This is a genomic window from Prochlorococcus sp., from assembly GCF_965655815.1.
Lineage (GTDB): Bacteria > Cyanobacteriota > Cyanobacteriia > PCC-6307 > Cyanobiaceae > Prochlorococcus_A > Prochlorococcus_A pastoris.
In genome coordinates, this window is sequence record NZ_CBFHHZ010000003.1 from 182706 (window position 1) to 206093 (window position 23388).

Sequence of the window (23388 nt, forward strand, 5' to 3'; positions counted from 1 at the left end):
GTTCTTTGAGTATTTCAAGTTATATGTTTACCAATTGTTAACTAAAATATTTAAATTGGATGAATTTCTTTAAACATTCTTCGCTTTAGTAGATAAATTAGTTTAATTTAAAAGTAATGCTTTAAAAGGTTTTGACCGAAACAAAACTCATTTCAACTTTAAATGAAGAGAATCTACCTCATCTCGATAAAACTTATGTTCCTTCAAGACTTTTATTAGGGCCTGGTCCTTCAAATGCTCATCCCGAAGTCCTTAAGGCTTTAGCACTTAATCCAATAGGACATTTAGATGAGGCATATATAGAGTTAATGTCCGAGGTACAAAAATTACTTAGATATACATGGCAGTGTAATAATCGAATAACTCTACCTATGAGTGGTACAGGTAGTGCAGCTATGGAAGCCTCTATTGCTAATTTTATAGAGCCTGGAGAAAAAATTCTAATCGCAAAAAAAGGATATTTTGGGGATCGTTTGGTTGATATGGCATCGAGATATAAAGCGGACGTTTCAGTAATTGAAAAAGAATGGGGAGAAGCGTTTACTTTTGAAGAAATAAAATATGAAATAGAAACTAAAAAACCTGTAATATTTGCTATTGTCCACGCTGAGACATCAACGGGGGTATTACAGCCTCTTGAAGGAATAGGTGAAATATGCAGAAAGAATAATTGTCTTTTTTTGGTTGATGCTGTCACATCATTAGGTGCTTTAGAACTTTTTATTGATGATTGGAAAATTGATCTTGGCTATAGTTGTAGCCAAAAAGGTCTAAGCTGCCCTCCTGGACTTAGTCCTTTCACAATGAACAAACGTGCAGAAGATAAACTTAGTGCAAGAACTTCTAAAGTTCCAAATTGGTACTTAGATTTATCCTTATTGAATAGATATTGGGGATCTGATCGTGTTTACCATCATACTGCTCCAGTGAATATGAATTTTGCAATAAGAGAGGGTTTGCGCTTAATCGCTAATGAAGGTTTAGAAAATATTTGGAGAAGACACAATTCTAATGCAATCAAATTATGGAAGGGATTAGAAAGTTTAGGTATGGAGTTACATGTTGCTAGTGAATTTAGATTACCTACTCTGACAACAGTGAAAATTCCTCCTGCAGTAGATGGAGACGCATTTAGAAATCATCTTTTGAAAAATTTTGGTATAGAAATAGGAAATGGACTAGGTGCATTGTCTGGTAAGGTTTGGCGTATTGGATTAATGGGGTTTAACTCTAGTGAAGAGAATGTTGATCGATTATTAAATTTATTTGATACAGAATTAAAGAAGTTTTCTATTTTTGATTCCTCATCTTTTTAAACCATAACTTAATTTTATTTTTACAATCCTGATTTAAAATCCCTCCTACTACTTTCATTTTATGATGTGCGCTTTCATGCTTAGATAAATCAATCGTGCCTCCGAATCCGCCTCTTTTGTCATCTTCTGTTCCATATATCACTTGACCCATTCTTGCTTGAACTAATGCCGCAGCACACATTGTACAAGGCTCTAAATTTACAATTATGCTGCATTCATTAAATCGCCAATCATTTTTAATCCATGAAGCTTGTCTTAGTGCTATTAATTCTGCATGTCCTAAAGGGTCATTGTTAATTTCTCTTTTATTGCTTCCTCTACCAATACATCTTCCATTCTCATCTATTATTACTGCTGTAATTGGTAATTCAACCTTACCTACTTCCTCTGATCTTCGTAAAATGAATTTCATCCATTTAAAATAATCTATGTGCTCAATTTTTTTATGCCAATTTATAGTTTTTTGGTTCATTTTATCAATTACGTTTTTTTTATAAACATTATAAATAACCTAATTAATAATTATTTTAAAGAATGACTTCAGATTCACTTAATAATCAAAACAATATATTTCCGACATCTTCTGGAAGTAACGAAAGTTTGCTTATACTTCTCAACCGAACTTCTGAAATCATATGCAAATGGTTTTCAGATTCAGATAAATTAGGTCCTATACCCATCGATAGTAACTTTGAATGTTCAGTTCCTGGAGAACAGGGAAAGTCTTTCGATGTTTTATTCTCGGAGATTGAAAGTCTTATTTATAGTTCTTTTAATCCAGTACATCCAGGTTCCCTTGCTCATCTAGACCCTCCACCATTAATCATTTCTATTTTGGGAGATTTAATAGCTGCTGGCTTAAATAATAATCTTCTTGCACATGAATTATCACCAAGTGTTTCTCTTCTTGAGGAATCAATTTGCAAGTGGTTTTCAATAAAACTAGGGTTTTCTGATTTAGCAGGTGGCGTTGCAGCCAGTGGCGGGACTTTAAGTAATTTAAATGCCCTTGTCACAGCAAGAAACTATGCCGGACTTGAAACTGATTCAAAGGCAGTTTATTTAATTAGCGAAGATGCTCATTCATCATTTGAAAAATGTACTAGAATTATGGGCCTTGAAAAAAATAATTTAATTAAAGTCAAAACAGATAAAGATGGATGTATGGATATGATTGAGCTTAAAAAGACTGTTGATAAATGTTCTATTGAAGGTAAAAGAATTTTTGCTATTGTTGCCACTCTTGGTACAACAGTTCGTGGAGCAATAGACCCAATTGATAACATCAGTAAATTTTGTAATGAAAGAAATATTTGGCTACACATTGACGGATCCATAGGGGGCATTTTTTCAATTACGAATATAAAGATCAATGGAATTATTAATGTTCATTTAGCAAATTCAATAACTATAAATCCACAAAAAATACTTGGAATTACAAAAACTTCATCCCTTTTAATCGTTTCAAATATTGAAATTCTTAAAAATACATTTTCTACAGGGTTACCTTACGTTTCTAATGAAAACAATTCCTTTAATAGAGGTGAACTAGGAATACAAGGTTCTAGACCCGCTGAAATAATCAAACTATGGTTAGGGTTGCGATTTCTGGGAATGCGAGGAATAGAGGATGTCTTAAATTCATCTATTAAGAGAAGAATATTCTTCGAAAATAATTTAGATAGATACAAATATGATTTATATTCTGGTCCTTTGCATATAATTTCCTTTTTACCAAAGGGTATGAATAAAAACGAATCAGATTCATGGACTTTAAAAAAAAGAATAAATCTTCTTAAAAAGAACTTTATGATTTCTCGGCCTCTATTTAAAAATAGATATTATTTAAGAGCAGTTTTTGGGAATTACAATACAAGTGAATCTCATATTAATGATCTTTTGAAATTACTAAATTATTATGAAAGTTAGTAGATCAAAATTAATAGCAATTATAACGGGTTTTATTTCAATATTAATTTGTATTTTATATTTATTATTAATTACTGTTTTTGATTTTAGATCATTCTTAAACAATCAAATAATTAGTCACTCTGCAAATATGGCGGCAATTTTCTTTGAGATTTTTGATCCTCGTTAATTCTTATATTATTTATTGCTTCTCTAATGAAATTATTTAGAATATCCTCCCTTTTATTTAATTTGTAAATATCCTCAATTACTTCTTGAATTCCACCATCTCCCCAATTTTTTCCATTATTAAAATATTTTTTTATTGATAAACCTACTATTTTTAGTAACCAACATGAGGTTATAGATTGTAATGATTTTGAAATAAATATTGTTGTAAAATTTGAAGCTAATGCGTTTGTAATAACACTAAGTCCACCTTTCAAAATGCCAAGTTTTGCTAGAGTAGTTAATAATGATTTTGATAATTCGACTGCTTCTTTTTTTGTTATCTTGAAATCATAAATTTTCGAAATTTCAAGTATCATTTGAACATTTACAGATGTTGTTGTTATAAAATCTACAACTGGCAAAGGATTTACCAGTATTACTCCACCGGTAATCAAAGTATATTTATTTATTACTTTATTAGCACTTAAATTTCTTTGATCCGATATTACATTTTTGCTAATTTGGCCTAATTTATTACATCTAAAAAGAATATTATCAGCTAGTAATTCTTCTCCATTAGCATCAAGTGTTTCTATTATCTCTTTAAATAGATTACTTACATCAGGAGTTATTTTTAATGAGTTTACTAAATTGTTTGAGAAGACTTTTGATGAAGCAATAGTTTCTATAACTGATATTTTAATATGTTTTGTAGATGTAATTGAGATAATGTTTTCTCTAATGATATTATTATGTTTTTCTGATCTTAAGTCACATTTATTTAAAACAATAATAATTTTCTTCTTCAAATTTAGTAATTCTCTAATTAGATAGAGTTCATATTTATTGATATCTTGATCAATTACAAAAAGAATTAGATCTGATTTTGATGCCTCCATTATTGTGGAATCCTCCCTTTCTTGGCCTTCTTTAGAAGCTTCAAATAACCCAGGCGTATCAATTATATTTATATTTCTTTTTAAGATTGGAATTCTGATTTTATAACTTGTTATATCTTTTGTAGTACCAATTGTTGGCGAAATCTTTCCAATTAAATTTTTCAATAGTGCTCTTGCTATAGAAGTTTTTCCAGAGGATCCCGCACCAAATAATATTACGTTATAGTCTCCGTTCTTGAACTGTTTCTCAAGCTTTATTTTTTCATATTTCAATAAATCTGCATATATATTATTGGTTATTTTTTTATTAATTTCATCTATTGCTTCAAGACTATTTTTTGCAGCTCCATATTTATTTCTAAAAGAAAAACTATTTTTTTTCTTAAAAATTATTTTATAAGCAATCTTTTTGAATAAACTTTTGTTCTTAGAATAAAAAATCAGTAAAATAATAACAATTATCAAAATAGAATAGAAATTTAAAATATTTCTAAATAACGTCAATAAAAAATAAAGAAATAATAGAATTAATAAATATCTATAGTTCTTAAAAAGAAAATGGTACATTATTATCGTTTATTTTTAATAAGTCCATATATAATAAAAATAAGACCTATATTTATAGATATATCAGCAATATTAAATACTGGAAAATCAATAAAGTTTAAATTAATAAAATCTATAACGTAACCTCTTGTAATTCTTTCAATTCCGTTTCCTATCGTACCTGCCAAAATAAAGCTATAACTCAATAAATCTAAATTACTTAAATTTTTTTTATATAAAATTAAATATATTAAAAACAACGTTATTATTGTACTTAGTGTGGATAGAAAAATTCTGTTACCATTTAAAATATTAAATGCTGCTCCATAATTTTTCACGTAATCAATACTAAAAAATAAAAGATCTTTATTTATATAGGATGTATGATTTATATCGATAATATGTTTTGTAAATTGATCAGATAAAAAAATTAAAATAGATAAAATAATATAATAAAATCTATTTTTTTTTATATTTAACATCATCATTGATATCTGTTCTTATTGACGATTTTAAACAGTAGAGTAATAGGTGTGATTATTAATAAATGATATCCGAATTTTCCTAATGAATATTTTGAAATATTATATAAGAGTATTTCCGATTGTTTAAAATATAAAACTAGAATGCAATTATAAATTATACCTATAAGATGCATACTAGATATTCCTAATATTACGTATTTTAAAAGGTCATAATATTTAATCATTTGCTTTCTTTTATTTAAATTATCTATCATTTTTATTAATGGATACATTCCTAATAAATAACCAAAATTTGGAGTTAATAAATATCCTAATGAACCTCCCTGGTCAAATACTGGAATAAAAAACAAACCTATTATTAAATAGATACTAAATGCTTTTATTACTATTTTACCGTTAAATATTAAGGTAATTATTACGATTGAAGGTAATTGCCATGTAATAGGCATCTCAAATGTCCCAATAAGTTTATTAGTAAAAGGTATAGAGAAAAAAACAGGAATAAATGTAGAAATTATAATGATTTGGACACTTATAAATACCTCAATAAGTTTACTAACATTTAGCATTTACTAATAAAGATTTACAAACTTCTTAGAGCAACAATTGGATCTAATTGTGAAGCTCTTTTGGCTGGTAACACTCCAAATATTAATCCTATTGAACCTGAAATAATCATTGTTGACAACGTTGTTGTTATTCCCACAGAAGCTGGCAATGGAGTTATTACTCCTAGAAGAAAAACCCCTGTCAAACCGGTTGTTGTTCCAACCAAACCTCCAATAGTAGATAAAATCAAAGCCTCAAATAAAAATTGTATAAGAATATCTGATTGTTTCGCTCCTATTGCTTTCCTTAAACCAATCTCCTCTGTTCTTTCACTTACAGAAACTAGCATTATATTCATTATTCCTATACCTCCAACAATAAGAGAGACAGCACCTATACCTGCCAATAAAAATGTAAGACCACTTGTAATGTTTGTTACGATATTTAATGCATCTTCTTGAGATCTAACTGCAAAATCATCGTCTCTTACTATGTTATGTCTTTGACGCAATAAATTTGTAATTTGGAACTTAGCAGCACTAGTTTTGTTTTTACTAGTAGCCTCTACACTTATAAAACTTAGGCTAACTCCATAGGTAGGATCCTTTCCACTTATTCTATTAACCATTGTAGTAAGAGGTATATATGCATTTTTATCTTGATTGCTACCAAAAACAGCACCTTTAGGTTTCAAAATTCCAATTATTTCATAGGTGTGATCCTTAATTCTTATTTTTTCTCCAATTACGGTGTTTCCCTTAAAAAAGTCTTCCTTTAGATCAGGTCCAATTACAACAAAACTTCTAGCTGAATTTACGTCACTTTGGGAGATGAATCTTCCTTCATCTACCTCAAAACTTCTAACGTCAAGAAATTCAGGAGTAACCCCAGCAATTGAAATATTTAAGCTTTTTGAATTTGATTGAACAATTTCATTTGCAGAGATTTGTGGTGCAACTTTTTTAACACTCGGGACTTGATTGTTAATTGCAATTGAATCTTCTAAAACAAGATTTTTTGGAAATGATATACCTCTTCTTCGAGTGTCGTTATTGCCTGGAACAATAAATAAAACATTTGCACCTAAATTACTTAATTGATTTTTGGCAAGAGTTTGAGCTCCTCTCCCTAATCCTACAAGTGTTATTACTGATGCATTACCTATTATTATTCCAAGCATAGTAAGAGAACTTCTTAATTTGTTTGAAACTAAAGTCTTACCAGCCATATTAAAGGCTTCTTTAAGAGATATATTCCTAGACATACTTATATTTATCTAGTGCATCCTCATCGTCTTCTATCTGCCCCATATAAACAACTCCTTCATTGAGTTGTAATGTTATTAAATCCCCGTTCGATACAAGATTGTCAATAGCAGATAAATTACATATAGTGGATATCTTAATATTATTTTTCTTAAATATTTTATAGCATTCATCTATATTTTCATCCGTGACTATTCCAGTAATTTTCTTGGTGTAAGGTAAATCCATTAAAATATTTTTTGGTACAAATAAAATTTCTCCTGGAGATATCAATGATAAATCAAGATTAGTCTTTATATTTCTTGCTTTACCAGTAACACCTAACTCTCCTATTGATATTCCTCGAGTTACCACTTTTCTTACTAATCCAACTTTTATTAGATCAGTCGAACCACTTATACCTGTTAGTGTCCCCGCAGTCTGAACTACCAGGTCTCCTTGCTTCAGAATCCCTAGTTCTTGTGCTATTTGCATTGCAATACTGAATGTTTTTGCAGTTCTATCGTCATTTTTGACTAATAAAGGAGTCACTCCCCATACTAATTGCAATCTTCTCGCGACACTTCTCTCTGTCGTGGTGGCAAGAATAGGAGTTGGAGGTCTGAATTTACTTACATTACGGGCTGTTGAACCGGATTTAGTTAAAGGGATTATTGCCCCAGCATCAAGTTGTCTAGCAATGTTGCTGACTGCGGCGCTTATTGCATTTGGGATAGTACTAGGAAGGTGACTCTCAATTGCTTTTAGAGGATAATCACGTTCAATTCTTCTAGCAATTGTCGCCATAGTTTCAACAGCTTCTACTGGATAATCACCCACAGCTGTTTCATTTGAAAGCATCACGGCATCTGTACCATCAAGAATTGCATTAGCCACATCACTTACTTCAGCACGAGTTGGTCTTGGATTTGATGCCATTGAGTCAAGCATTTGTGTGGCGGTAATAATGGGGATCCCTAGTGTATTTGCTTTTCTAATTAACTCTTTTTGTAGAAGAGGGACTTCTTCTGCTGGCATTTCAACTCCTAGGTCTCCTCGTGCAACCATAACCCCGTCACACAAAGGTAATATTGAATCTATTTGATCTATTGCTTCAAATTTTTCAATCTTGGCTACAACAGGAATTGAATGTCCACTGTTATTTATTATATTTTTTATTTCATTAATATCAGATGGATTTCTTACAAAACTTAGAGCTATCCAATCAACACCAGCAGTTAATCCAAATTCAAGATCTTCTATATCTTTATCAGTTAAAGCTTTAACTGATAATTGTACATCTGGAAAATTTACACCTTTGTTGTTAGAAAGGACTCCTCCAACAGTTACTTTACATTCCAATAAATTATTTCCTATGTCAACCTTTTCAACAATCATTTCAATTTTTCCATCATCTAACAATATTCTTTTTCCTGAAGTTACTTCCTCGGCAAGTTTGTTGTAGGTAACATTAGCTATACTTTTTGTACATTCAACTTCATTAGAAGTTAAAGAGAATTTATCTCCTTTTTTTACTTTTACAGGACCATCTTTAAATCTTCCTAATCTTATTTTAGGACCCTGAAGATCCTGAAGTATTCCAATATCCAAATCTAGCTTTTCAGAAACTTTTCTTATGGTTTTAATTCTTTCTTGATGATCTTTATGATCTCCATGAGAAAAATTTAATCGAAATGTTGTAACTCCAGCCTTTATAAGATCAGTAATAATTTCTTCTGATTGAGTAGCTGGTCCAATTGTTGCAACAATCTTGGTTCTTCTTTTTAAATCAATATTCGACATATATAAATAATATTGCTAGATATAAGTAAATTTAACATACATAAAGTTAGTTATTTAATCTATGGATTTTAAAACTTATCAGAAGCAAGCTCGCTTAACAGCCCAATATCCAAATTTAGGCTCAAACAATATTTATCCAACACTAGGATTAGTTGGCGAAGCTGGTGAAGTTGCAGAAAAAGTAAAAAAAGTAATTAGAGATAAAAAAGGTATTTTTGATGAAGAATCTAAAAAAGGGATAAAAAAAGAGTTAGGTGATGTTTTGTGGTATATATCTAATCTTTGCAACGAATTCAATTTCGAATTAGAAGAAGTTGCTTTACAAAATTTAGAAAAATTGAACTTAAGAGCAGCTAAGGGTAAAATTTCTGGTTCCGGAGATGATCGTTAAATTTTAAGCATATCCTAGGCTGGCATATTGAAGATTAGTAATTAGGTTTTGGATAACATTAAGGAGTAGAAAAGCTAACAATGATGAAATATCAAAGCCACCAATTGGAGGAATTATTCCTCTAAATATATTCAAATATGGGTCTGTTATTGATGTTAATGCTGATAATATTCCATTACTCCAATCTATTCCAGGAAACCATGTAAGTAATATCCTAATGATCAAAATAAATGAATAAATTGATAAGGTTTGACCTAAAACAGCAAAAATCTCAGACAACATTATTTTCAGGTGGTTTATCTAATTGTAACATTTACTTTTTATTGCCGCCTATTTGCGATAAATATTCATTGCTTACAGCAAAAGTTTGAAAAAATTTTTCAGATAATGATAGCCAATAAGATCTCCCATCTTTTTGCTTACGTTTAATAATAAGTTTTTTATTTGTTAATTCCTTTATATGGTCGTATGCTCCTGACCCTCTTAAAACTATAAGATCTGATTGCAGTATTTTTTTCTTAATTGCAATTGTTGCAAGTGTCCTTAATTCTGATGTTCTTAATTCAGATGGTAATAAATCTTCTACAAATTCATTTAAAATTGATTTTAACTCTAGACAATAACAACTATTAATTTCATTTAATTCTATTGCAGATTTTGTGTTTGAGTATTTTTCCTTTAATTCTCTTAATGCCTTTTCGATAGAATTAATATCCGCATTAGTAATTTCTGAAAGATTCTTTTTTGATATTGGTCTACCTTTAAGATACAGAACAGCCTCAACTCTTGTAACCAAACTTATATCGCTTAATTTTTTAGTAATTAGATCAGCTTGATTAATTTTTTTAATACCTAACTCTTTCCCAAGTTACCTTATTTTTAATCAGATGCACCAAGGAATAATTTATATGTTTGATTATTCGTTTCGTCCCAGTATTTATATCCTAAGAATTCTACAAATTTATTCCAGTAATTAATTTCATCACTATCTATTAATACTCCTATAACAATTTTTCCTACATCAGAACCATGATTTCTATAGTGAAAGATGCTTATTGTCCAATTTGATTTCATATTTTTTAGAAAATTTATTAATGCTCCTGGCCTTTCTGGAAACTCAAATCTATATAGCAATTCAATATATTTTGATTTTTCTAGTTCAGTAAATTTTTGTGGCAAACGACCACCTACCATATGTCTTAGATGATTTTTAGATAATTCATCATTACTTATATCTATAAAAGGATAATTTGATTTCCTAAATTCTTGTAAAAGTTCTTCTTTATCAATTACTCCATTAACCTCGATTCCTACAAATATTTGAGCATTAACTGAATTGGACATCCTATAGCTAAATTCTGTTAAATTTCTATTATTTAACAAACTACAGAAATTAATTAAGCTTCCTGCTTTTTCTGGTATTTCAACAGCAAACATTGCTTCTTTGTACTCTCCAAGTGCAGATCTTTCTGCTACAAATCGTAGTCTTTCGAAATTCATATTTGCCCCACATGCGATAGCAATTATATTTTTATTTGCGTATTTTGATTCGTATATATCCTTTTTCATTCCCGCAATAGATAGAGCTCCAGCTGGTTCTAGGATTGATCTGGTATCTTCGAAAACATCCTTAATAGCGGTACATATTTCATCAGTATTTACAGTTATCATTCTGTCGATATATTTTCTTCCGATTTCAAAGGTTTTTTCTCCAACTTTTTTTACTGCTACGCCATCAGCAAACTGACCAACTGATGCTAATTCAATTAATTTTGAATTTTTTAGGGATTTAGTCATCGCATCAGCATCTTCAGGCTCTACACCAATTATTTTTACTTGGGGCCAAATTTTTTTTATATATACAGAAATACCAGCTATTAAACCTCCTCCTCCAACAGCAACATATATTGCTTCTGGAGGTTCATTTACTTGTTGTTCTAGTTCAATGGCGATTGTCCCTTGGCCAGCTATTACTTCAGGATCATCAAATGGATGAATAAAACATAAATTATTTTCTTCACTAAGACGTAATGCTTCCTTATAAGTTTCATCATAATTATCACCGAATAATATTACAGTTGCTTTTAGATTTCTTACAGCATTTACTTTTACTAATGGTGTAGTTATCGGCATTAAAATAGTTGCGTTACAATTTAATTTCAACGCACTAAGCGCGACTCCTTGAGCGTGATTTCCAGCACTTGATGTTATGACACCATTAGCTAGTTGTGATTGTGGTATTTGCCTCATTTTATTAAAGGCACCTCTTATCTTAAAAGAAAATACATCTTGAAGATCTTCTCTTTTCAAATAAATATTATTTTTAAGTGCTTTACTTAAATTATTTGCTTTTTCTAAAGGTGTTTTTTTAGCTACTTCATAGACTTTAGCCTGAAGTATTTTTTTAAAATAATCTTCCATATTTATATTTTTAGCATTAAATATTAATCTAATAAAACATTACATAATCTATTTCAAAAAAATTACTCATTTTGCACCTTAACGTTTTAGATTAGATAAGTAAATATTTTTAAATAATGCTTTTAAGTGAGTTAAGCCATCCAAATCAATTACTTGGTTTAACGGTATCACAATTAGAGGAAATTGCTTCTCAGATTAGAGAGAGACATTTAGAGGTAGTTTCAACAAGTGGAGGTCATCTTGGTCCTGGACTAGGGGTAGTTGAATTAACACTTGCTTTATATCAAACATTAGATCTTGATATTGATAAAGTTGTATGGGATGTTGGCCATCAGGCTTATCCACATAAGTTAATTACTGGACGTTTCAATGAATTTGATTCCTTACGTCAACAAAAAGGTATAGCTGGTTATCTTAAACGTACTGAAAGTATATTTGATCATTTTGGAGCAGGCCACGCAAGTACATCAATATCAGCTGCGTTGGGAATGGCAATTGCAAGGGATAGAAAAGGGGAAGATCATAAATGCGTTGCAGTTATAGGTGATGGAGCATTAACAGGTGGAATGGCTTTAGAAGCGATAAATCATGCGGGACATTTACCAAATACTCCCTTAGTTGTTGTTCTGAATGATAATGATATGTCAATATCGCCACCTGTTGGAGCTCTTTCAACATATTTGAATAAAGTTAGACTAAGTCCACCATTACAATTTTTGTCAGATAGTGTTCAGGAAAGTGTTAAAAATATTCCTCTTATAGGTAAAGATATACCTGAAGAATTAAAAAATATAAAAGGAAGTGTTAGACGTTTAGCGGTACCAAAAGTTGGAGCAGTTTTTGAAGAACTTGGTTTTACGTATATGGGCCCAATTGATGGACATGATATTTCTAATCTTATAAATACTTTTAATGCTGCTCATAGACTTAAAAAACCAGTAATGGTTCATGTTGTTACAACTAAAGGGAAAGGATATCCATATGCAGAAGCAGATCAAGTAGGGTACCATGCTCAATCATCATTCGATCTTACGACGGGTAAATCAATTCCATCAAGCAAGCCTAAACCAGTAAGCTATAGTAAAATTTTCGGTCAAACGCTTTTAAAAATTTGTGAGCAAGACAGTAAGGTTATAGGAATTACAGCAGCAATGGCTACTGGAACTGGACTAGATTTATTGCAAAAAAATATTCCAGAACAATATATAGATGTAGGAATAGCTGAACAACATGCAGTTACATTAGCAGCTGGAATGTCTTGCGATGGTCTTAAACCTGTAGTTGCTATTTACAGTACATTCTTGCAACGCGCTTTTGATCAGCTAATTCATGATGTAGGTATTCAGAATCTCCCTGTATCTTTTGTTTTAGATAGAGCAGGAATTGTTGGTGCCGATGGTCCAACTCATCAGGGTCAATATGATATTAGCTATATGAGAGCTATTCCTAATTTTGTTTTAATGGCTCCAAAAGATGAAGCTGAACTTCAAAGAATGTTAATTACATCTATTAATCACAAGGGACCGACAGCACTTCGCATTCCAAGAGGTTCAGGTTTAGGTGTAGCAGTAATGGATGAGGGATGGGAGCCTTTGAGGATTGGCGAAGGAGAAATTTTAGAAGAAGGTGATGATGTTTTAATTATTGCTTATGGTTCAATGGTTCATGCCGCTACTGAAACTGCAAACTTACTAAAAAATAGAGGTATTAGTGCTTGTATTGTTAATGCTAGATTTGTTAGACCTATTGATCAAGATTTAATAATACCGTTAGTAAGAAAACTTAAAAAGGTAGTAACAATGGAAGAAGGTACATTAGTTGGAGGATTTGGCTCGGCTATTGTTGAAATGTTAAACGATAATGAAATAAATATACCAGTTTTAAGAATTGGTATTCCTGATGTACTTGTAGATCATGCATCACCTGATCAGAGTAAAGAAAAATTAGGACTTAAACCTGATCAGATGGCAGAAAAAATTATTAACAAATTTAATTTAGTAAAATTAAATTCTAAAATTACTGTTGAATAATTTTACAATACACCTCTAGAAGCTAATCCTAGTATTGCACCTATTCCGAAGATATGTCCTAGGCAATTAGCTCCTACGACAGACGCATGACTTAAACCACCAAAGAATTGTGAATTAGGAATTTCAAAACCTTCATTAGGTTTTCTTATTGTGGCTCTTGCAATTGCATAAGCAAAAACATTACATGCAATCATTACAATGGCACATTTTGGAGACCATTCAAATGTTGCGGGAGCAGCCGCTGCTGCAAATAATGTAGTAAGCATAAAAAAACGTTATTTTCTATATTCTCCTTTATTTCGAGCAATAAATCACATAATTGTAAAAGGTCTTAAGAGTTATTTACTTCTAGACGATTTAACATCTTTATAAAGCCAAGTAAAATAACAAAATCGCTTAAGGTTAAGAAAAATTCTGCTGAACCATGAAGTAAGTCAACTTCAACAAGAGTTCTTTGATAGTAAGTAAGAGAAAATATCGAAATTACTATGGTTATAAATACAAATAATACAGTTAAAGAAAAACCAATTTTGATTAATTTATTTAATGACTTTATCTTGTATAAATAATATAAGAAAATCGAATATGGAATTATAGATGCTGCAAATAAGGCTGTATTATCAAATCTTGATAAGAAATTTAGAAATCTTAAAAAAAAATCATTCATAGGATTCTGTTCTTTTATAAATTGCAATAGTAGCTATAGCTAATGTTGAGTTCCCTATAAAAGTGAAAATCCCTTGAAGGGTAACTAACCCATTTAATTCAGGTTGATTATCAAAAATATGCCAAGTAATAGCACACATAGCTCCAATTAAATTAGGTATCATTGCGAGACTTAACCAGTAATAAAGCTTTAGTTTTTTATAGCTACTTATTTTGTTTATTATAAAAATTGCATAAATCCATTCTATTACTGAGCTGATATGAATTAACCAAGTGCCAAATGAAAGTTCGTGCAAAATATTTATATATTTTTCTTTAATATATTAAGTACTTCTTTTGCATGATTAATTGGTAAAACACTTATCCATCTGTATGTTATTTTTCCCTCTGGTGAAATCAAAAAAGTATTCCTATCGGAATAAGGAGGAATCCAGGAACCATATTTTGCACTAATAGTTCCATTTGGGTCGGATAATAATGTGTAATTTATTGATTTTTCACTGCAAAAACTGTCGTGAGAATCTTGATTGTCAGCACTTATTCCTATTATTTCAGCATTATATTTAAAAAAGTCGTTTTTTAATTGAGAAAATCCTTTTGCTTCTAGAGTACAACCAGCGGTAAAATCCTTAGGATAAAAATATAAAACTATCCATTTACCTATTAATTCATTCGAATCCCATATTTTTTTTGATTTAATACTTTTGTTTATTCCCTCTAAATGGAAACTAGGAGCTGAATCTCCTATCTCTGGAGCATAATCAAAAGCAATTGCAGATTTAAGATTAAAATATAACGATATTAATATTACAAAAAGGCCAAATAAACTCTTCATCAAAATCAGAACTTATTAAGATCCACTCCATTTGTTTTGGCAAACTTATCTAAACCAACCTTTTGTATTGATTTTAATGCCTTAGTACTAATTTTTATGTTTACCCACTTTTTACCTTCTTGCCACCAAAGTCTCCTTTTTTGAAGATTTACTTGTTGTAATTTCTTAGTACGTATATGCGAATGACTAACAGCCATTCCATTATTAGCTTTTGCACCTGTCAGCTCACAAACCCTAGACATATTATTTGAAGAATATATTTATTAACTCTAACACACTACTTATTTTGATGTTTTAAGTAAATCTGAAATTAAATCGGCATTATTATTTTGCAAATTTATAATTTGTTCTTGATCTAATCCTCCTACACTTAATTTCGCCATGTCATAAACATGATTAGCAATTTTTGATGCTAATGGATTTTCAACTGGGTCTTTTTTATCAAGAATAATTTTATTACCAGTTATTTTATTTAATCCTGCAATGAGTGGATGTTCTTTATTAATTAATAGGACGTGATATTCAGGTAATCCAGGCATTTTTTGTTCCATATATGCCCCCATATCGTTTATCCTTCTCATTTGTTCAGGTAACAATATCATTGCTGGAGGAGCATCTTTACTTTTAAGAGATTGAACTTTTACTGTTACTTTATCGTTATTTAATGCTTTAGAAATAATATCCTTTAAATTATCTGTGTTTGATTTGCCATCTTTATCAACTATTTCTTTTGAATCTTTATCTTCAAGCTCATTTATTTCAGAATCAACTCTTTGAAATTGATAATTTTCATTTTTATTTTCTATCCATGGAAGAAATTGTGCATCTATTAAAGGATCAGATTTTATTACTTCTTTGTTGTCAGATAAACAAATTTTTAAAGCACTAGATTGCGCAATTACATCAGAACAATAGATAATTTTTTTGGAATCGACTATGTTATTTCTCTCCTTATAATTTGATAATGTTGTGTAAAACTTTTCTTTAGATTTTATAAGAGATTTATCATCGAGATATTTTTTTACGTCTTTATCAGAATTTATAATTGTCTCAAAAATAATACTATTTTCTACAAGATCAGCAAATTTTTCGTCCTCGATAGCACCTATTTTAATAAAGGCAGAAATTGAATCCCAAATTTCTGTATAAAATTCAGGCGAATTTTTTATTAAGTCTTTTAACTTATTAGCAATCTTTTTTGAAATGAATGATGAAATAGATCTGACTTTTCTATCAGTTTGCAATGCACTTCTACTTACATTTAATGGTATATCTGTAGAGTCAATTACACCTCTCAAGGGTAAGAGATATTTAGGTACAATTTCCTTTATTGAGTCGCTTACAAATACTTGGTTGCAAAATAGTTTAATTTCGCCTTTTTCCCAATCGGCTCTTCCAGATAATTTAGGGAAATACAAAATACCTTGTATGTCGTATGGATAATCTGTGTTTAAATGAATCCATAAAAGAGGGTCTCCTTGAAAAGGATATAAATATTTATATAGTTCAATATAATCTTCATCCTTTAGTTCACTAGGTTGTTTTCTCCATGGAGGATTTTTCTTATTAATTGTTTCACCCTCTAATAGAACATCTATAGGCATAAAGTCACAATATTTTTTAATAAGCGATTTAATTCTCTCTGGTTCTATAAATTCTTTTTCTTCATCCATTAAATGAAGGATTACATCAGTTCCAACTGAATCTCTTTCAGATTCTTCTAATGTGAAGTTAGGTGAGCCATCACATGACCAATTAAAAGTTTTACTATTATCTATGGCTGATTTAGTTAAAATATTGACTTTATCTGCGACCATAAAACTAGAATAAAAACCCAATCCAAAATGTCCTATAAATTCGTCATTATCTTTTTTATATTTTGTTAGAAACTCTTCAGCACTAGAAAAAGCAACTTGGTTTATATATTTTTTTATTTCTTCATCATTCATTCCAATACCATTATCAGAAATTTTTAAGATATTATTTTCCCTATCAATAGTAATTTTTACTTGAGGTTCATCACAATTTTCACAATCTCCAGCCATTGAGGCCATTCTTCTTTTACTAATTGCGTCTACAGCATTACTAACGAGTTCTCTTAAAAAAATTTCGTGATCAGAATATACAGCTTTTTTTATTATTGGAAAAATATTTTCGGTATTTATTCTAATTTCGCCTTTTTCCATTTTAATTTTCTTTTTTTTTAACTATTAAATTTTATTTCCTATTTTAAGGTTAATCAAGTTTAATTAGGAGTATTGTCCGTACTAAAAATTTATATTGTCGTAGCTTATTCAAATTGCATTTTTTTTTATAAATCTCAAATGGAAAAATTATTTAATCCATTGAATTTCAGTACAATTATGTTCTTTCATAAGAATGTTGGCTTTTGAATTTTCATTACATGGATTCAAATATAGTATTGTAATTATCCCTTTTTTTTGCAATGCTTTTTGCTCATTTATACCTTTATCTAATAAATAAGGATCTTTAAATAAGAGCAACACTCTCTTTTTAGTTTGAGATTTTTCAACTATCAATTCTCTTAAATTATCTATAGATATTGTGAATCCAATTCCATTAATTATTTTTTCATTAGGATTAAAATATCTTACTAATTCGTCATATCTACCACCTTTTGCAATTATGGTTTTAATATTTTTGTTATCGCAAATAAGTTGAAAAACTATACCTGCATATAAATTAAGATGAGGTTGATAAGTAGGATCAAGTTGTATTTTTATATTATATTTTTTTGAAATTTTTGATAAAGTATTAAATAAACAGTCAAGTTCCTCAATGACATTATTATTACCATAAACATTTTTAAGCTTTTTAAGTATGATTGCAGGTTCCCCTCTTGTAAATAATAATTCCTTCAATATTGCTTTATCATTGTTGTCAATATTTAATTTATCTAATGATTCTTGATCTAAATTTACCATGCATTTTTTAATCTCCTCATAATTATTATTTTTATAATTGAATAATATTAAATCCATTATTTTTGTTGTACTAACAAGAAGAGTTAGATTACAACTATCAATTAAATTGATATTATCGATTGCATCAAATAATATATTAATCACCTCAATCTCAGGGTATTGAGTGTCATAACTAATTAGTTCTATACCGCTTTGTAAATTTTCTTGAAATTTATAAGTATTTTTATAACTTTGTTTTTTATTAAATACAATACCACTATTAAAAAGTCTTATTGGTCTCTTCTTATTTAATAATCTTGTGGATGTTAATTTAACAATTGATGTTGTCATTTCTGGTCTTAAACATAATGAACTATTACTTACTATTCCAATAAGTTCGTCCCCATCAATTACTTCTCTACCTTTGATTGTCTCAAGATTATTAATAAATGAAGGTGAAATTTCTTCATAACCCCACAACTTATATACATTATTTAAATCATTAACAATCGAGGAATTATTCCTTACATCTATTAAATTAAATTCTTTAATATCACTCATTTTAAAACGATAATTTTATTTTTAAGTGTAAAGTTGTTTATTAAGTGGAGTAACTTTGCTTAATTCCATTTTTAGCTCTTCTTCAAGTCTAGGACTGCAAGCCAATATTCTTCCAGAGCTAAGATTAAATTCACCGTTAGGGTAATCAGAAACGGAACCACCAGCTTCTTTAACAATAATAGCACCAGCAGCTAAATCCCATATTTCTAGACCTCTTTCCCAATATCCATCTACTTTCCCTGAGGCAACAAATGCTAAATCAACAGCCGCTGCACCTCCTCTCCTTACTCCTCTAGTTTTATGTGTTAAATAACAAAATTCTGCATAATTATTATCTTCAGTATCAAACCTATCATATGCAAAACCTGTTACGAGAAGACTATCGATAAGAGAATTAGCATTTGATACCTTCAGTTTTTTATCGTTGCAATATGAACCTTTCCCTATGCATGCAGAATAAAGTTCGTTTAAATATGGTACTGATATAGCACCTAAGATAGGATTGTTTTTATATAAGAGACCTATTGAAGTTCCAAAGAATGGATAACCGTGAGAATAGTTAGTTGTTCCATCTAATGGATCAATGCACCAAGTTAATTCCGAAGTCTTTATTAATTTTCCTGATTCTTCCGCATGAATAGAAATTTCGGGAGTTTTAATTGTTAAGTACTCCTTAATCTTCTCTTCTACTTCTAAATCTACGTTGGTAACTAAATCACCTTTTCTCCCCTTTGAAGTGATTGTTTGAATTTTATTATAATTTTTAATTAGAATTTCATTACCTATAAGAGCACTCTCTTTAGCAATGTTAGTAAGGAAAATTAAATCAATTTCTGAATTGATTTCTTCAAATTCTTGAATTTCAAGCATAATAATTAATCTTCCTCAAATTCCCAGGGAGGAGCTTTTCTAGTTTTTCCTTTACCAAAATATTGGCCAAATTGTAAATCATAAACCTCATCATAATAGGTAGTCTCGACTTCAATATCTTCTATTACTTTCGCAACACAAAGAAGAGCATAACCCTTATCTTTTAAATCTTGAGATACACCCATTGCTTCTGGTTGTTCAAGCTTACCCGAAACGATTTTTACCGCACAACTTGTACAGCATCCATTCCTACAGGAAAATGGAAGTCTTAGACCCTTTTTTTCAAATTCTTTTAGTATATATTCTTGATCGCTAATATTTTCCTGATATATTTTACCAGTTTCTTTATTCCTAATAGTGACTTTAAAAGTCTTTTTCAAGTAACTTTCCTCAATAATGGGATATTAAAAGGGTAAAATATAAATCTTAAGGAGAGGTGGCCGAGTGGTTGAAGGCGCAGCACTGGAAATGCTGTATAGGGGCAACTTTATCGAGGGTTCGAATCCCTCTCTCTCCGTTTCATTTTAATTGATAGAGATATAAAATAACAATTAGAATTTTAACTAATAAATACTTTATTAATTTTGTGTATTTTGTAAAAGTATAAAAAAAAATAAGTAAATGAATTTATTTATTTAAATAAAGTTGAAATTAATAGATTTTTATTATTATATGTAGATAACAGAGAATTTAAATTGATTAAATTATTAGTTAAGGATAACTTTTAATTAATCAAGTAATACTATGGGGCAAATAGTTGGGATTGATTTAGGTACTACTAACTCCGTTGTAGGAGTTATAGAGGCTGGCCGCCCCGTTGTAATTGCAAATTCAGAGGGTACAAGAACAACCCCTTCGATAGTTGGATTCACTAAAAACTCCGAAATTGTTATTGGTGATCAGGCTCGAAGGCAACTTGTTTTAAATCCTAAAAATACATTTTATAACTTAAAAAGATTCGTTGGACGAGATTGGGATGAACTTGATGAAACAAGTATTTCTGTTCCGTATAATGTTAAATCTAATGATAAAGGGAGAGTTAGAATTCTAAGTCCATTTACAGAGAGAGAGTATGCTCCTGAAGAGTTAATAAGTTCGATAATAAGAAAATTAATTAATGATGCAGAAACTTATTTAGGAGACACTATTGATTCTGCCGTAATCACTGTACCTGCATATTTTAATGAGTCTCAGAGGCAAGCTACAAAGGATTCTGCAGTGTTAGCTGGGATAAAGGTTGATAGAATTTTAAATGAACCAACAGCAGCGGCATTAGCCTATGGTTTTGAAAAAAGCTCTTCCAATAATGTATTAGTTTTTGATTTAGGTGGAGGGACTTTTGATGTTTCTTTGTTAAGGATATCTAATGGTGTTTTTGATGTAAAAGCGACCTGTGGAGATACTCAACTCGGAGGTAATAATTTTGATTCCAAAATAGTAGATTGGATTGCTGAACGATTTCTTGAGAAACATAAGATTGATTTAAGACGAGATAGGCAAGCTCTTCAAAGACTTACAGAAGCTGCTGAGAAGGCTAAATGTGAATTATCAGGACTACAAAAAACTAAAATTTCCTTACCTTTTATTACTACAAGTGATGATGGACCATTACATATTGAAGAGGAATTCGATAGGAAATTATTTGAATCGTTATCTGATGATCTTCTCGATAGATTGCTTGAACCTGTTCAAATTGCTTTAGAAGATTCTGGTTGGGATGCTGAAGAAATTGATGAAGTCGTCCTTGTTGGTGGAAGTACTCGTATACCAATGGTTCAACAATTAGTTAAAACTCTTGTTCCTAATGAGCCATGTCAATCTGTAAATCCTGATGAAGTTGTTGCAATTGGTGCTGCAATACAATCTGGAATAATTAGTGGAGATTTACGTGATTTACTTTTAAATGATGTAACTCCTTTATCCTTAGGGTTAGAGACTATTGGAGGACTTATGAAGGTTCTTATTCCACGTAATACCCCAATACCAGTAAGACAATCAGATGTTTTTAGTACTTCGGAATCTAATCAATCATCAGTAGTTGTACAAGTTAGACAAGGCGAGAGACCACTGGCTTCAGAAAACAAATCATTAGGAAAATTTAGATTGTCAGGTATACCTCCCGCACCTAGAGGGATTCCCCAAGTACAAGTAGCTTTCGATATTGACGCAAATGGATTGCTAGAAGTCAGTGCAACTGATAGAACTACAGGTAGAAAACAAACAGTAAGTATCTCTGGAGGTTCGAATTTAAATGAACAAGAAATTAATATGATGATCGCTGAGGCAAAGTCAAAAGCAACAGAAGATAGGATGAAAAGATCAGTAATTGATAGAAAAAATAATGCACTTACACTAATTGCTCAAGCAGAGAGAAGATTAAGAGACGCTTCCTTAGAATTTGGACCATATGGAGCAGAGCGACAACAGAGGGCGGTAGAGCTTGCAATTCAAGATGTCGAAGAATTTATAGATGATGATGATCCTCAAGAATTAGAAATTTCTGTAAGTTCTTTGCAAGAAGCCCTTTTTGGTTTAAATAGAAGATTTGCTGCGGAGAAGAAAGTTGATAGCAATCCATTACAAGGAATTAAAAATACCTTTGGCTCTTTAAAAGATGAATTATTTTCAGATGATTACTGGGATGATGACCCTTGGGACAATCAAATGAATAGTAATTCTAGAAATTCGAGGTATGGTAACTCTAGGGATGACGATCCATGGGACAATGACTACTTCCTCTAAAAAAGACTATTTGTCGATTTTAGGTTTATCCTCTGAATTCGACGATATTGAACTTAAAAAAGCTTTTCGAAGGGAAGCGAGAAAATGGCATCCGGATTTAAATAAAAATGATATAAATGCTGAGGACAGATTTAAATTAATTAATGAAGCTTACGAATTTTTACGTGATCCTGTCAGAAGAGTTAAATCAATAGATTCTAATTCTTCTAATGAAGGAAATTTTAATAAATACAGCACAGGTTTTCCTGAATTTAAAGATTATCTTAATTCTCTATTCGGATTTGAATACGAATCTGAATTAGACAATGAAAGCTATCATCAAACCTCTGATTTTTATGAAGAGGAAAAGCCTGATGAAATTTTTAATGAAGAAGAGTTTAATAGTTACGACTATCCAGCAAGATCTCCAGAAGAACCACCACCTGTAAAACTTCATCAAGATATTGAAACTATTATCGAATTAACCCCAGATGAAGCTCTGAGTGGTGCATCTATATTAATAGAATTAGAAGATCAAACTGTTGTAGAAGTTGATACTCCCCCATTTGCTGGAGATGGTTGGAGATTGAGATTAGAAAATATTGCAAAAGGTGGAAAAGATCATTATTTACAATTAAAAGTCCAAACTGAAAATGGACTTCGAATAGATGGTCTACGTGTTCTTTATAAATTAGAGTTATTTCCCCCCGACGCTCTTCTTGGATGTGCAGTAGAAGTTCCTACTCTTGATGGAAATGTAACTCTTCAGGTACCTCCAAAGTCTTCAACTGGAAGATTGCTAAGACTTAAGGGTAGAGGCTTGAGTTTTGGAGATAATATTGGAGATCAGTTTGTAGAAATCCTCGTTGTAATTCCTGCTGATATAAATGATGAGGAAATAGCTTTATATACCAGACTTCAAGAATTATCACTATCAGATGAATAGTTAAATAATATATAATAATTTTAAAAAAGTTTTTATGAATATTTATGTTTTACTTTATAACTTCGGTACAGAGAAAGAAGGAATACATTCAATAGAATTAAA

General features: G+C 30.4%; 25 protein-coding genes and 1 tRNA gene. 8 read left to right on the forward strand and 18 right to left on the reverse strand.

Annotated features, from left to right (window positions below; translation table 11 throughout):
* Positions 1 to 131: 131 nt before the first annotated feature.
* Positions 132 to 1316, forward strand: coding sequence for a pyridoxal-phosphate-dependent aminotransferase family protein (locus ACTF45_RS05970; protein WP_438949539.1), 1185 nt, complete (start codon positions 132 to 134; stop codon positions 1314 to 1316).
* Here ACTF45_RS05970 and ACTF45_RS05975 read toward each other — a convergent pair.
* Positions 1291 to 1788 carry a nucleoside deaminase gene (locus ACTF45_RS05975; RefSeq protein WP_438949540.1) on the reverse strand — a complete coding sequence of 166 codons (498 nt, stop codon included), beginning with the start codon at positions 1786 to 1788 and terminating at the stop codon, positions 1291 to 1293. The two genes, ACTF45_RS05970 and ACTF45_RS05975, sit on opposite strands and share 26 nt — an antisense overlap.
* 62 nt (positions 1789 to 1850) lie before the next feature.
* Here ACTF45_RS05975 and ACTF45_RS05980 point away from each other — a divergent pair, with 62 nt between their 5' ends.
* Entirely contained in the window at positions 1851 to 3245 is a 1395-nt protein-coding gene (locus tag ACTF45_RS05980; RefSeq protein ID WP_288347954.1) for a pyridoxal phosphate-dependent decarboxylase family protein, read from the forward strand.
* A gap of 113 nt (positions 3246 to 3358) precedes the next feature.
* On the opposite strand, the gene ACTF45_RS05985 is transcribed toward ACTF45_RS05980, so the two are convergent.
* The 5 genes from ACTF45_RS05985 to pyk are packed head-to-tail and all read right to left on the reverse strand — an operon-like array spanning position 3359 to position 8921.
* Complete coding sequence (locus ACTF45_RS05985) at positions 3359 to 4861, reverse strand: DUF697 domain-containing protein (RefSeq protein WP_438949541.1); 1503 nt, start codon at positions 4859 to 4861, stop codon at positions 3359 to 3361.
* A gap of 2 nt (positions 4862 to 4863) precedes the next feature.
* Complete coding sequence (gene lspA / locus ACTF45_RS05990) at positions 4864 to 5328, reverse strand: signal peptidase II (RefSeq protein ID WP_353884901.1); 465 nt, start codon at positions 5326 to 5328, stop codon at positions 4864 to 4866.
* On the reverse strand, positions 5325 to 5894 hold the full coding sequence (locus ACTF45_RS05995; RefSeq protein WP_438949542.1) for a biotin transporter BioY: 570 nt from the start codon (positions 5892 to 5894) through the stop codon (positions 5325 to 5327). The genes lspA and ACTF45_RS05995 overlap by 4 nt, the downstream gene beginning before the upstream one ends.
* A 14-nt stretch (positions 5895 to 5908) precedes the next feature.
* A complete protein-coding gene (locus tag ACTF45_RS06000; protein ID WP_011132546.1) occupies positions 5909 to 7138 on the reverse strand; it encodes an ABC transporter permease in 1230 nt (409 codons plus the stop codon).
* Complete coding sequence (gene pyk, locus ACTF45_RS06005; protein WP_288347957.1) at positions 7131 to 8921, reverse strand: pyruvate kinase; 1791 nt, start codon at positions 8919 to 8921, stop codon at positions 7131 to 7133. The genes ACTF45_RS06000 and pyk overlap by 8 nt, the downstream gene beginning before the upstream one ends.
* A gap of 61 nt (positions 8922 to 8982) precedes the next feature.
* Here pyk and ACTF45_RS06010 point away from each other — a divergent pair, with 61 nt between their 5' ends.
* Positions 8983 to 9312, forward strand: coding sequence for a nucleoside triphosphate pyrophosphohydrolase family protein (locus tag ACTF45_RS06010; protein WP_288347958.1), 330 nt, complete (start codon positions 8983 to 8985; stop codon positions 9310 to 9312).
* Positions 9313 to 9315: 3 nt separating this feature from the next.
* On the opposite strand, the gene ACTF45_RS06015 is transcribed toward ACTF45_RS06010, so the two are convergent.
* From ACTF45_RS06015 to ilvA, 3 genes are all read right to left on the reverse strand, one after another.
* Positions 9316 to 9594 (reverse strand): YggT family protein, encoded by a 279-nt coding sequence (locus ACTF45_RS06015; RefSeq protein WP_288347959.1) that lies wholly within the window; start codon positions 9592 to 9594, stop codon positions 9316 to 9318.
* 31 nt (positions 9595 to 9625) lie between these two features.
* A complete protein-coding gene (gene scpB, locus ACTF45_RS06020) occupies positions 9626 to 10108 on the reverse strand; it encodes an SMC-Scp complex subunit ScpB (protein WP_288347960.1) in 483 nt (160 codons plus the stop codon).
* 83 nt (positions 10109 to 10191) lie between these two features.
* Complete coding sequence (gene ilvA / locus ACTF45_RS06025) at positions 10192 to 11733, reverse strand: threonine ammonia-lyase, biosynthetic (RefSeq protein WP_438949543.1); 1542 nt, start codon at positions 11731 to 11733, stop codon at positions 10192 to 10194.
* Between the two features lie 116 nt (positions 11734 to 11849).
* On the opposite strand from ilvA, the gene dxs reads away from it, so the two are divergent.
* Entirely contained in the window at positions 11850 to 13763 is a 1914-nt protein-coding gene (gene dxs / locus ACTF45_RS06030) for a 1-deoxy-D-xylulose-5-phosphate synthase (RefSeq protein ID WP_438949544.1), read from the forward strand.
* A 2-nt stretch (positions 13764 to 13765) separates the two neighbouring features.
* On the opposite strand, the gene psaK is transcribed toward dxs, so the two are convergent.
* From psaK to ACTF45_RS06075, 9 genes are all read right to left on the reverse strand, one after another.
* Positions 13766 to 14029 carry a photosystem I reaction center subunit PsaK gene (gene psaK / locus ACTF45_RS06035; RefSeq protein WP_011132539.1) on the reverse strand — a complete coding sequence of 88 codons (264 nt, stop codon included), beginning with the start codon at positions 14027 to 14029 and terminating at the stop codon, positions 13766 to 13768.
* Positions 14030 to 14094: 65 nt separating this feature from the next.
* Complete coding sequence (locus ACTF45_RS06040; protein ID WP_288346851.1) at positions 14095 to 14430, reverse strand: DUF3593 domain-containing protein; 336 nt, start codon at positions 14428 to 14430, stop codon at positions 14095 to 14097.
* Positions 14423 to 14725 (reverse strand): DUF2499 domain-containing protein, encoded by a 303-nt coding sequence (locus tag ACTF45_RS06045; protein ID WP_438949545.1) that lies wholly within the window; start codon positions 14723 to 14725, stop codon positions 14423 to 14425. Before ACTF45_RS06045 ends, ACTF45_RS06040 begins: the two co-directional genes overlap by 8 nt.
* A 5-nt stretch (positions 14726 to 14730) precedes the next feature.
* Positions 14731 to 15264: a peroxiredoxin gene (locus tag ACTF45_RS06050; protein ID WP_288346855.1), complete on the reverse strand. Its 534-nt coding sequence runs from the start codon at positions 15262 to 15264 to the stop codon at positions 14731 to 14733.
* A gap of 5 nt (positions 15265 to 15269) precedes the next feature.
* Positions 15270 to 15506 (reverse strand): 50S ribosomal protein L28, encoded by a 237-nt coding sequence (gene rpmB, locus ACTF45_RS06055; RefSeq protein ID WP_288346857.1) that lies wholly within the window; start codon positions 15504 to 15506, stop codon positions 15270 to 15272.
* A gap of 39 nt (positions 15507 to 15545) precedes the next feature.
* Complete coding sequence (htpG, locus tag ACTF45_RS06060) at positions 15546 to 17450, reverse strand: molecular chaperone HtpG (protein ID WP_438949546.1); 1905 nt, start codon at positions 17448 to 17450, stop codon at positions 15546 to 15548.
* Positions 17451 to 17597: 147 nt separating this feature from the next.
* Entirely contained in the window at positions 17598 to 18749 is a 1152-nt protein-coding gene (locus ACTF45_RS06065) for an ATP phosphoribosyltransferase regulatory subunit (protein ID WP_438949547.1), read from the reverse strand.
* Between the two features lie 21 nt (positions 18750 to 18770).
* Complete coding sequence (locus ACTF45_RS06070) at positions 18771 to 19619, reverse strand: inositol monophosphatase family protein (RefSeq protein WP_438949548.1); 849 nt, start codon at positions 19617 to 19619, stop codon at positions 18771 to 18773.
* A gap of 5 nt (positions 19620 to 19624) precedes the next feature.
* Entirely contained in the window at positions 19625 to 19999 is a 375-nt protein-coding gene (locus tag ACTF45_RS06075) for a 2Fe-2S iron-sulfur cluster-binding protein (RefSeq protein WP_288346865.1), read from the reverse strand.
* Positions 20000 to 20049: 50 nt separating this feature from the next.
* Here ACTF45_RS06075 and ACTF45_RS06080 point away from each other — a divergent pair.
* The 4 genes from ACTF45_RS06080 to ACTF45_RS06095 all read left to right on the forward strand — a co-directional run.
* Positions 20050 to 20136 (forward strand) — tRNA-Ser (locus ACTF45_RS06080).
* A 227-nt stretch (positions 20137 to 20363) separates the two neighbouring features.
* Positions 20364 to 22361, forward strand: a complete 1998-nt coding sequence (dnaK, locus tag ACTF45_RS06085; protein WP_438949549.1) for a molecular chaperone DnaK — start codon at positions 20364 to 20366, stop codon at positions 22359 to 22361.
* A complete protein-coding gene (locus ACTF45_RS06090; protein WP_438949550.1) occupies positions 22312 to 23286 on the forward strand; it encodes a DnaJ C-terminal domain-containing protein in 975 nt (324 codons plus the stop codon). The genes dnaK and ACTF45_RS06090 overlap by 50 nt, the downstream gene beginning before the upstream one ends.
* 34 nt (positions 23287 to 23320) lie before the next feature.
* On the forward strand, positions 23321 to 23388 hold a 68-nt coding region (locus ACTF45_RS06095), incomplete at its 3' end, for a DUF3110 domain-containing protein (protein WP_438949555.1).